This window comes from Methylobacillus caricis (genome assembly GCF_020532705.1).
Taxonomy (GTDB): Bacteria; Pseudomonadota; Gammaproteobacteria; order Burkholderiales; family Methylophilaceae; genus Methylobacillus; species Methylobacillus caricis.
This window is the reverse complement of the sequence record NZ_JAJAVD010000001.1, coordinates 1,931,140-1,940,310: the sequence shown is the minus strand read 5'-3', so window position 1 is coordinate 1,940,310 and position 9,171 is coordinate 1,931,140. Positions and strand designations below refer to the sequence as shown.

The 9,171-nt window shown below is 50.5% G+C and carries 10 protein-coding genes and 1 rRNA gene; 6 read left to right on the top strand and 5 right to left on the bottom strand.

Annotation, left to right across the window (positions count from 1 at the left end; all coding sequences use genetic code 11):
- Nucleotides 1–110 (top strand): 5S ribosomal RNA (rrf, locus tag LG200_RS09190); the annotation flags it as partial.
- A 213-nt stretch (nt 111–323) separates the two neighbouring features.
- Here the strand turns inward: rrf and LG200_RS09185 are convergent.
- Complete coding sequence (locus LG200_RS09185; protein WP_226757259.1) at nt 324–1,088, bottom strand: ParA family protein; 765 nt, start codon at nt 1,086–1,088, stop codon at nt 324–326.
- A gap of 141 nt (nt 1,089–1,229) precedes the next feature.
- On the opposite strand from LG200_RS09185, the gene msrA reads away from it, so the two are divergent.
- On the top strand, nt 1,230–1,772 hold the full coding sequence (msrA, locus tag LG200_RS09180) for a peptide-methionine (S)-S-oxide reductase MsrA (RefSeq protein WP_226757258.1): 543 nt from the start codon (nt 1,230–1,232) through the stop codon (nt 1,770–1,772).
- 8 nt (nt 1,773–1,780) lie between these two features.
- Here msrA and corA read toward each other — a convergent pair whose 3' ends face one another.
- Nucleotides 1,781–2,857 carry a magnesium/cobalt transporter CorA gene (gene corA / locus LG200_RS09175; RefSeq protein WP_226757257.1) on the bottom strand — a complete coding sequence of 359 codons (1,077 nt, stop codon included), beginning with the start codon at nt 2,855–2,857 and terminating at the stop codon, nt 1,781–1,783.
- A 61-nt stretch (nt 2,858–2,918) separates the two neighbouring features.
- A complete protein-coding gene (cysK, locus tag LG200_RS09170) occupies nt 2,919–3,857 on the bottom strand; it encodes a cysteine synthase A (protein ID WP_226757256.1) in 939 nt (312 codons plus the stop codon).
- Between the two features lie 104 nt (nt 3,858–3,961).
- Here cysK and LG200_RS09165 point away from each other — a divergent pair, with 104 nt between their 5' ends.
- Complete coding sequence (locus tag LG200_RS09165) at nt 3,962–4,282, top strand: hypothetical protein (protein ID WP_226757255.1); 321 nt, start codon at nt 3,962–3,964, stop codon at nt 4,280–4,282.
- A gap of 30 nt (nt 4,283–4,312) precedes the next feature.
- Here LG200_RS09165 and LG200_RS09160 read toward each other — a convergent pair whose 3' ends face one another.
- Both LG200_RS09160 and LG200_RS09155 read right to left on the bottom strand, forming a co-directional pair.
- On the bottom strand, nt 4,313–4,894 hold the full coding sequence (locus LG200_RS09160; RefSeq protein ID WP_226757254.1) for a flavin reductase family protein: 582 nt from the start codon (nt 4,892–4,894) through the stop codon (nt 4,313–4,315).
- Entirely contained in the window at nt 4,895–6,661 is a 1,767-nt protein-coding gene (locus LG200_RS09155; protein WP_226757253.1) for a glutamine--tRNA ligase/YqeY domain fusion protein, read from the bottom strand.
- A gap of 117 nt (nt 6,662–6,778) precedes the next feature.
- Here LG200_RS09155 and LG200_RS09150 point away from each other — a divergent pair, with 117 nt between their 5' ends.
- From LG200_RS09150 to LG200_RS09140, 3 genes are read left to right on the top strand one after another with little or no spacing between them, the layout of a single operon-like run.
- The gene (locus tag LG200_RS09150) at nt 6,779–7,756 is read left to right on the top strand and encodes a biotin--[acetyl-CoA-carboxylase] ligase (protein WP_226757252.1); all 978 of its coding nucleotides are present in this window, start codon (nt 6,779–6,781) and stop codon (nt 7,754–7,756) included.
- Nucleotides 7,756–8,511, top strand: coding sequence for a type III pantothenate kinase (locus LG200_RS09145; RefSeq protein ID WP_226757251.1), 756 nt, complete (start codon nt 7,756–7,758; stop codon nt 8,509–8,511). The genes LG200_RS09150 and LG200_RS09145 overlap by 1 nt, the downstream gene beginning before the upstream one ends.
- Nucleotides 8,508–9,167 (top strand): SPOR domain-containing protein, encoded by a 660-nt coding sequence (locus tag LG200_RS09140; protein ID WP_226757250.1) that lies wholly within the window; start codon nt 8,508–8,510, stop codon nt 9,165–9,167. Before LG200_RS09145 ends, LG200_RS09140 begins: the two co-directional genes overlap by 4 nt.
- Nucleotides 9,168–9,171: the final 4 nt, after the last annotated feature.

Genomic DNA, 9,171 nt, shown 5'->3' with positions numbered 1-9,171 from the left:
GCGGCCATAGCGAATTGGAACCACCCCTTCCCATCTCGAACAGGGCCGTGAAACGATTCTGCGCCAATGATAGTATACTTCTCGTATGCGAAAGTAGGTCACCGCCAGGCTTTTATTCAAAAGCCCGCTAGATAACTAGCGGGCTTTTTCATTTTCTGTTTCAGCTAATTAACACCTTTTTGATGATGCCGATGGCATTTTTTGTTTATTTCTACTGGGTGTCAGCGATTAAATCAGGACGACTGTTCAAGCTGAGAATGCTTAACTTCAGTTCAATGGGGTTTGTTTACAATGGATAATGCACAACACACATCAATCGCAGCCTATTGAGGCCATTTCTGCGCTAATTCAATAAGGAGTGCAAGGTAGTTCTGTGCGCCAGTACTATTGGGTTGGTGGCGGAAGATGTCTATTCCAAGTTCTGGGCTCTCCGCTACAGCGACATTCTCAGAGATGACGGTTTCCAGCAGATCTTGTCCAAATAGCTCCCTGGCTTTTTTCTGTACTTCAAATGTCATTCCACGCCTGCGGTCAAAGCGTGTCAGCAGGTAGCGCCGTTCTATCCGCCGCTTCAATACGGGTTCGATGGCAGCCAGGGTATCTCCCATTTTCTTTGCGCCTTTTAGGGAAAGAAAATCAGAAGAGATGGGGATAATGATCAGATCTGCAGCAAATATGGCGTTCAGTGAGAGAGTGCCCAGGTATGGGCAGCAATCAATCAATGTATGGCGACCCATATATAGTTTGTCTGTGATTTCTAGGCCGTGGCGCAACTTATTGAGAAGAGCCGGGCCTTTCCCGAAAGCTGAATCTACTTTGATCAGTTCCTTATGCGATGGGATGAGATGCCCTAAACCTGGCCACTCTACCTCCAGATGGTGAAGTGGCTTATCGTCTTGATAGAAGCCAAATAGGCTTTGCTTTGCCGTTTCTGGCATCTGGCCATGAATTTGTGTCAGGTGTGCTTGTGGATCCATGTCGATCAGGAGCGCTTCCTTGCCGGTACGTTGCAATGCACCGGCAAGATTAAGGGCAGTGGTAGTTTTTGCTACACCACCTTTCTGGTTAAAAACAGCAATACGCGCCATAATACTCTCTGATCATCTAGCTAGTTTGAGGGATCTGGAACTATATTATGCTGTATGCGCAAGAAGCTTGATCTTGAGATTTAAAGCATTATTACCGTACTTTTTGCCAGTTAAGCCTTAAAGTGATGAGAAGGAGGAGGGATGGCGGAATCCATAGCAATTTTTGCGGGCGGTTGTTTTTGGTGCCTGGAGCCAGTATTCAGCCAACTGGAGGGCGTAGAAACAGTGGTCTCCGGATATATCGGTGGTCAGACCCTTGATCCGAGTTACAAAGAGGTTTGTACAGGGGACACTGGCCATGCAGAGGCCATTAGAATTACGTTTGATGCTTCGCTCATTAGTTTTGAAGAGCTGTTGGAAATATTCTTCCTGGTTCATGATCCAACAACGCTTAACCGCCAAGGGCATGATATAGGCACGCAGTATCGGTCTGCCATCTTTTGCCAGGATGCAGGGCAACGCAAAATTGCGGAGGAGGTGATTCAGGGGTTTAATGCACACAATATATTTGGTGCGCCAGTAGTAACCCAAGTCAATGACGATGCTCGCTTTTATCCAGCTGAAGATTATCATCAGCAATATTTTTCCAATAATCCACAGCAACCCTATTGTCTTGCGGTCGCTGCGCCTAAAGTCGCGAAAATTCGCGCTAAATATGCCGATCGTTTAAAGACGCTGGGATAGCTCTGAGATTAGTGCCTGCTAAGCCATTGGCGGCGCCAGAAATGCAAGGCCATACTGCTAGCCACCAGCAGCATTATGCCAATGGCAAACCAGAATCCCCAAGAATCGTTCAGTAGAGGCATATGCTCAAAATTCATGCCAAAAATACCTGAGATCAGGGTGGCGGGCATAAACAACATGGTGACGACAGTGAGTATTCGAACTTCTTTATTTACCTGATTGCTGATGCTGGATAGATAGATATCCAGCATGCCTGCGAGCAGGTCGCGCAGTGATTCCAGCGATTCAATAAAGTGAATACTATGGTCATAGACATCTCTCAAATAGAGAATGGTATTGTCCTGGAAAAATCCGTATTCATTGCGAATTAGTGTATTGATGATTTCGCGCAGTGGCCAGACGGCCCGGCGTAAATCCATGGTTTCGCGCTTGAGCCTATGTATGCTTTGCAAGACTGCATCCGAAGGTTTGCGTAGTAATTGCTCTTCGAGTTTTTCGCAATCATCACTCATCTGCTCAAGCATGGCGAAGTATTTGTCGACTATCATGTCCAGCAGCGCGTAGGCCAAAACATCAGCCCCAGACTTCCTTAACAGGCCTTTGTTGGCACGCAATCTTTCACGCACCGGGTCAAAAGAGCCGGTAGGGCGTTCTTGGAAGGAAAGCACGAATTGGTTGCCAAGAATCAGGCTGATTTGCTCTGAACTGATCGCCATTTGGTCAGAGTCATAATTGAAAAAACGTGTGACCAGGTAAAGATAGTCATCGTAGGCATCTGCTTTGGGACGTTGATCTGTATTGAGGATATCTTCCAACACCAGCGGGTGCAGCTTGAACTTCTGGCCTATCTCCGCCATTAGCTTGGGATCATGCAAGCCGTGTATATTCAGCCACAGAATGGTATTGTCCGGTGCCTGAGTATCGCCGATTTCATCCAGGGAATGGATGGTTTTTTCTTCAATGAAGTCTGCGTTATAGCGGAACAGGGTGAGTTGTATATGTGTGGTCTTGATATCACCGGTATGCATCAACGTGCCTGGTGGCAGGCCTATTTTCTTGCTGTGTGAGTGGCGTCTTTTCTTCATGAGTATCAAATCCTACTGGGAGATACATGGGGAGGTCGGGCAATGCCCACCATACCAGCTATTACACTTCAAGATCACTGAATAAAGGCGTGGAAAGATAACGTTCACCAAAGGAGGGGATGATGACAACAATCAATTTACCCCAGCTTTCCGGACGCTTAGCGATTTCCAAGGCAGCCCAGGTAGCGGCGCCAGAAGAAATGCCTACAAGCAGGCCATCTTCTTTTGCCATACGGCGTGCAATGTGCATGGCATCTTCATTTTTAACCCGCACGATTTCATCATAAATGGCAGTATTCAGAATCGGTGGGATAAAGCCTGCCCCTATACCTTGCAGTGGGTGTGGGCCTCTTACGCCGCCAGATAGTACTGGGCTGGCATCAGGTTCTACAGCGATGATTTGCAAGCTGGGTTTACGCGTTTTCAGGACTTCGCCAATGCCGGTAATTGTGCCGCCAGTTCCTATACCAGAGACAATAATGTCAACCTGGCCGTCTGTATCTCGCCAGATTTCTTCCGCAGTAGTGCGTCTGTGAATGTCAGGGTTGGCTGGATTATCGAATTGTCGGGCGATAATATAGCGCGAATCTGTTGCGGCCAGTTCTTCAGCCCTTTTAATGGCGCCGGGCATGCCATCAGGTCCGGGAGTCAGTATCAGCTCTGCACCATAGGCTTTGAGCAACAGCCTGCGTTCACGGCTCATGGTGTCAGGCATGACAAATGTACATTGAATACCGCGTGCAGCGCATACCATGGCGAGCCCAATGCCGGTATTGCCACTGGTTGCTTCGAGAATGATGGTATCTGGCTTGATGCGGCCAGCTTGTGCCAATGCATCCATGATAGAGACGGCGATTCGGTCTTTTACGCTATGAGCTGGGTTAAAATACTCAAGCTTGCATGCAATTGTCGTGCTGGTGTCTATCCCTGTTGCAGTTCTATTTAGACGGACTAGTGGAGTGTTGCCGATGAGTTCGGCAGTGTTATTGGCAATACGCATGAGATACCTGCTGAATGAATAGCCCATAGGGTAATATACTGCACCCAAGCCCACAACCAGCCATAGAGGTTGTTTGTTGTAAAGGTGATCTGATTGGAGAGAGAATGACCAAGTTTTTTTCAGTATTATTCACTGCATTGCTGGCAGTGAATGCATATGCCGCGGAAACACAGGATCCCAGGGTCACGCTCGTTGAAGATGATAGTTCTGAGTGTCTGTCCAATGACGGTAAATTGATTCTGCTGCAAAATACCTCTGATCAGCCTTTGATTGTCTGGCTGGATAGGTGGTTTATGGGGGTGCAAACCGCAGACCATACCAAGCATCTGTTGCAGCCAGGACAGGAACCGATTGCCTTGGGATGCTCTCGGACGCGTGATAAGGACAAGCAGTTCTGGACGATTTCCAGCGTAAAGGAACAATAAGCAGGGCACCCTGCCCTTGATTAACTAGGGCTATGGTGTGATTGATACGCTGTCGCCTGTGGCAAAAAATGCGCCGCCTGCGATGTAGTGCAAAGTGCGGAGCTGGTCATGTCCTTCAAAATGCCAGCGGCCGTTGGAAAACACCCTGCTATCAGCATAGGCAGCTACTACCTCGCCAATAAATAAATCATGCTTCTGCTGGTTCTCAATTTCTCCCTGCAATGATCGGCATTCCAGCCATGCCACACAACCCGCCAGCAAAGGGGCTTCTATCTTTGTCGAAGCAAAGGTTGGCAACTGATAAGCCGCCATTTTGTCTGATTCGGCAAAACGTGCCTCCTTGCCACTGGATGAACCAACCTGCATCACTACCTTGCTTTGCTGCATGCAAGGGACATTGATGGCAAATGTCCCGGCAGCCTCAATTAGCCCGCGAGTATAGGTGTTTTTGTCTATCACTACGGCTATCTTGGCAGGATCAAAGTCCAACGGCATATTCCAGGCGGCAGCCATGATGTTCTGCTTGCCTGCATGGGCTGCGGACACCAGCACTACGGGACCATGGTTAAGCAGGCGATATGCGTGCTTGAGCTCTACCGCTGTGATGCTCATTTACTTGTGCCAATGATCGCGCAGGGTCACCGTGCGATTGAACACTGGAGCACCAGCCTGGGAGTCTTTTTTATCAACGATAAAGTAGCCGTGGCGTTCAAACTGGAAGCGTTCTTCCGGTTGTGCATCCTTCAATGCAGGTTCCAATTGAGCGGTAATGATCTGTACTGAGTCAGGATTGATATCATCCAGGTAGTTACGGTCCCCGGTACCAGGGTGGGCTTCCTTGAACAGGCGGTCGTAAAGGCGGATTTCAGCAGCATGGGCATGATTGACGGATACCCAATGGATGTTGCCCTTCACCTTGACGCTATCGGCGCCTGGCGTTCCTGACTTGGTGTCTGGCAGGTATTCGCAATAGACGGTAGAGACGCTGCCGTCGGCATCCTTGTCAAAACCTGTGCATTTGACAACGTAGCCGTAACGCAGGCGCACCATGTTCTCGGGGAATAGGCGGAAATAACCTTTTACCGGTGTTTCCATGAAGTCTTCACGTTCAATCCAGAGTTCACGTGAAAGCGGAACCACGCGCTTACCCAGTTCCGGATGCAATGGATGGTTGGGTGCGAAGCAGTCTTCTTCCTGATTTTCCGGATAGTTGCTGATCACCAGCTTGATTGGATCCAGCACTGCAATGCGGCGTTCAGCGGATTCATTCAGGGTTTCGCGCATGCAGTCTTCAAGAATGGTGTATTCAATCCATGAGTCGGACTTGGAAACGCCGATGCGATCTGCAAACAGGCGGAAGCCCTCAGGTGTGTAGCCACGGCGGCGTGCACCGGCCAGGGTGGGAAGGCGGGGGTCATCCCAGCCATCGACATGCTTGTTTTCCACTAACTCGATCAGTTTGCGTTTGGACAGCACGACATAGGTCAGGTTGAGGCGCGAAAATTCATATTGCTTGGGCAATGGGTTGGCAAGCAGACCTGCTTCTGCCAAGCGTTCCAGCACCCAGTCATAGAATGGACGCTGATCCTCGAATTCCAGGGTACAGATGGAATGGGTGATTTGCTCCAGTGCATCTTCCAGCGGATGTGCAAATGTGTACATGGGGTAGATGCACCATTTGTCCCCGGTATTATGGTGATGTGCACGTTTGATGCGGTAAATGGCCGGATCGCGCAGATTGATATTGGGGGAGGCCATATCGATCTTGGCACGCAATACCATGCTGCCGTCAGCATGCTTGCCGTCGCGCATTTCACGGAATAGTTGCAGAGATTCTGCCGCGGGGCGGTTACGCCAAGGGGAGTCCTTGCCAGGCTCGGTCAGGGTGCCGCGGTTCAATCGCATATCTTCTGCTGACTGCTGGTCTACATAGGCATGGCCATTGTTGATGAGCGCTTCAGCGGCGCGGTACATGAAGTCGAAATAATTGCTGGCAAAATACAGGTGGGATTGATCGAATGCATCCCAACCAAACCCAAGCCATTTGATGGTCTCCTTGATTGAGTCTACATATTCCTGCTCTTCTTTTTCCGGATTGGTATCGTCAAACCGCATGTGGCATACGCCACCATAATCACGCGCGAGGCCAAAGTTCAGGCAGATGGATTTTGCATGGCCAATATGGAGATATCCATTTGGCTCGGGCGGAAAGCGCGTGCGAATTTTGGCGGGGTCGGGCTCGCCAGCGGCCTGGTGACTGGCATCTCCAGGGGTGCCGTTCCAGCGGCGGCTGGCATAAGTGCCTTGTTCAAGATCGCGTTCCACGATATTGCGAATGAAGTTGGCGGCAGGAGCAACAGGGGTTTTATCAGAAGACATGAGTATCTAGTATAGATTGCTGTGAATATCGTGCTATTTTACATCGGTTAGGCGCTTGATGGTCACTTGCCTGGCGTGCCGGGAGATTGGCCTGCTGATATACTCGACTTACTTAATATGAATAATCTGGTTTTCCCCATACTCAGGCTGTTGGCAGATGGCCGTTTTCACTCAGGTGAGGATCTTGCCCGCCAATTTTCAGTGACGCGCGCATCGGTCTGGAATGCCATGCAGGCAGCTGAAGCCTTGGGCGTGGAAGTCTTTTCCGTGCGAGGGCGGGGATACCGCTTGCCAGAACCTGTACAGTTACTGGACTACGAACCCGTATTGGCTGCGTTGGGCGAGCGGCGTAAGCAATTCCGGCTGGAACTGCATGATGAAATAGATTCCACCAATACCTACCTGATGCAGCAAGCGGCCAACGGGGCGCCACATGCCACCTGTGTGGCGGCGCTGCTTCAAACCAAAGGCAGGGGCAGGCGTGGCAGAAGCTGGCAGGCAGCATTGGGTGCAAGCCTCACCTTTTCAGTGCTTTGGCGCTTTCAGGCCGGTGCAGCAGCCTTGTCTGGCTTGAGCCTTGTGGTGGGCATTGCCCTGGTGCGCACCTTGCATGCGCTTGGCATTGACAGCGTGCAGCTGAAATGGCCGAATGATATCTTGGTCGGGCCCAGCAAGCTGGCTGGCATCCTGATTGAGTTGCAAGGGGATATGGATGGCCCCAGCGCAGCTGTGATCGGCATAGGGCTCAACCTGAAATTGCCTGCTGCGATGCAGTCACAGATTGATCAGCCAGTCACTGATCTGTCCAGTTTGAGCAGGCAGAATAGCAATCCCAATGAACTATTGGGCGCTTTGCTTAATCAGTTAGGCTGTGTGCTTGACCAGTTTGAGAGCGAAGGGTTTGAAAGTTTGCGCGCCGAATGGGAGCTTCATCACGCCTATCATCATCGGGCAGTACGCTTGTTATTTCCTGATGGGCGTGAATTGAACGGTACAGTCAACGGGGTGGCGCAGGACGGTGTATTGCTAGTGGACACTGATCGCGGCGTGCAGCGCTTTTCTTCTGGTGAAATCAGCCTGCGAGGCGTAGCCTGATGTATCAACTCCTGGCAATCGATGCGGGTAATACCCGGATTAAATGGGCTGTATTCACGGTTCAAGGTGACATATTGCAATGCGGCATTCTTGAGCATGGCGGAGAGCAGCCCACACCAGCCTGCTGGCACGAGTGCAGTCATGCTGTGGTGGCCAATGTAGCGGGAGCAAGCAGTTATGAAGCATTGCTACAGCGGCTGGAGCTACTTGCAATCCCGGTGAACTGGCTGACGCCTGATGTTCAAGCCCCTGGCCTAGTGAATGGCTATGAAGACAAAAAACAGCTCGGAATAGACCGTTGGGCCGCGATGGTGGCGGCATGGCAGCATTACCAGAAAAGCTGTGTCGTAGTGAATGCTGGTACTGCATTGACCGTGGATCTGATAGAGCAAACCGGACAAGGGCAAGGCAGGTTTATTGGCGGTATTATTGTTCCAGGGCTGCGCCTGATGCAATCCAGCCTGGGTTTGGCCACTGCCAATATTGGTGAGCCGCCAGGAGAGTGGCAGGATTTCCCATTGAATACTGGGGATGCTGTATACAGCGGCGCATTAAATGCCATGAGCGGTGCCGTGGACAACATGCTGCAGCGATTGAGTGAGCATTGTGGACAGGTGGTGTCGTGTATTGTGAGCGGGGGGGATGCAGAACTATTGCTACCCTTTTTGCAACGGCATGCACTGGCGAGAGAGCATAAATTGGAAGAAAACCTGGTACTGCGCGGGTTGTGGCATTTAGAAAGAGATGCATCATGAAGTGGTTGATGGGTATATTGGTGGCGCTGAATATTGGATTACTTGGCTGGCTTGCCCTGACAAATGCTCCAGAGCAGCCGCAGCAGCCATTACACCAGCCTTTGCAACCAGAGAAAATCAAGTTGCTGATGCCAGAGGAAGTCGAGGCATTGCCCAGGATTGGAGAGGCCGAAGGCACGCCAAAGCCAGAAGAGGTTTATGGCTGTTATGAATGGGGCAGTTTCTCAGAAGCCAGCCTAAAGCAGGCGCAGGATATTCTGCTACAAAACTCCCTGATCGCCAGTGTGGAGCAGAAAACCTCCAGAGAAACCATGCGCTATTGGGTATATATCCCGCCATTGCCTTCTGTGCAGGCTGCACAGGATAAGGTGGTGGAGTTGAAGGCATTGGGCGTGGATGTCAGTTTCATTATCCAGGAAGCGCCCTGGAAGAATGCAATTTCGCTGGGAGTCTTTAAGGATGAGCGATTAGCGACTAAACTGCTGGAGCAGTTGCAGCAACGTGGGGTGGTGTCCGCGCAGAAAGGCATACGAAACCAGGAAAAAGGGCGGTCCAGCCTGCTTATTAACAACATGTCGGCAGAAATGGCGATAGAATTGAACAAGCTGGGTGCTAGTTTCCCTGGCAGCGAACTTAAACAAGTTATTTGTCAATAGGAGT

Coding starts and splice junctions, on each gene's coding strand:
- LG200_RS09155 (WP_226757253.1), bottom strand. CDS start 6,661: ATGTCTTCTGATAAAACCCCTGTTGCTCCTGCCGCCAACTTCATTCGC.
- LG200_RS09160 (WP_226757254.1), bottom strand. CDS start 4,894: ATGAGCATCACAGCGGTAGAGCTCAAGCACGCATATCGCCTGCTTAAC.
- LG200_RS09145 (WP_226757251.1), top strand. CDS start 7,756: ATGTATCAACTCCTGGCAATCGATGCGGGTAATACCCGGATTAAATGG.
- LG200_RS09150 (WP_226757252.1), top strand. CDS start 6,779: ATGAATAATCTGGTTTTCCCCATACTCAGGCTGTTGGCAGATGGCCGT.
- msrA (WP_226757258.1), top strand. CDS start 1,230: ATGGCGGAATCCATAGCAATTTTTGCGGGCGGTTGTTTTTGGTGCCTG.
- LG200_RS09165 (WP_226757255.1), top strand. CDS start 3,962: ATGACCAAGTTTTTTTCAGTATTATTCACTGCATTGCTGGCAGTGAAT.
- corA (WP_226757257.1), bottom strand. CDS start 2,857: ATGAAGAAAAGACGCCACTCACACAGCAAGAAAATAGGCCTGCCACCA.
- LG200_RS09140 (WP_226757250.1), top strand. CDS start 8,508: ATGAAGTGGTTGATGGGTATATTGGTGGCGCTGAATATTGGATTACTT.
- LG200_RS09185 (WP_226757259.1), bottom strand. CDS start 1,088: ATGGCGCGTATTGCTGTTTTTAACCAGAAAGGTGGTGTAGCAAAAACT.
- cysK (WP_226757256.1), bottom strand. CDS start 3,857: ATGCGTATTGCCAATAACACTGCCGAACTCATCGGCAACACTCCACTA.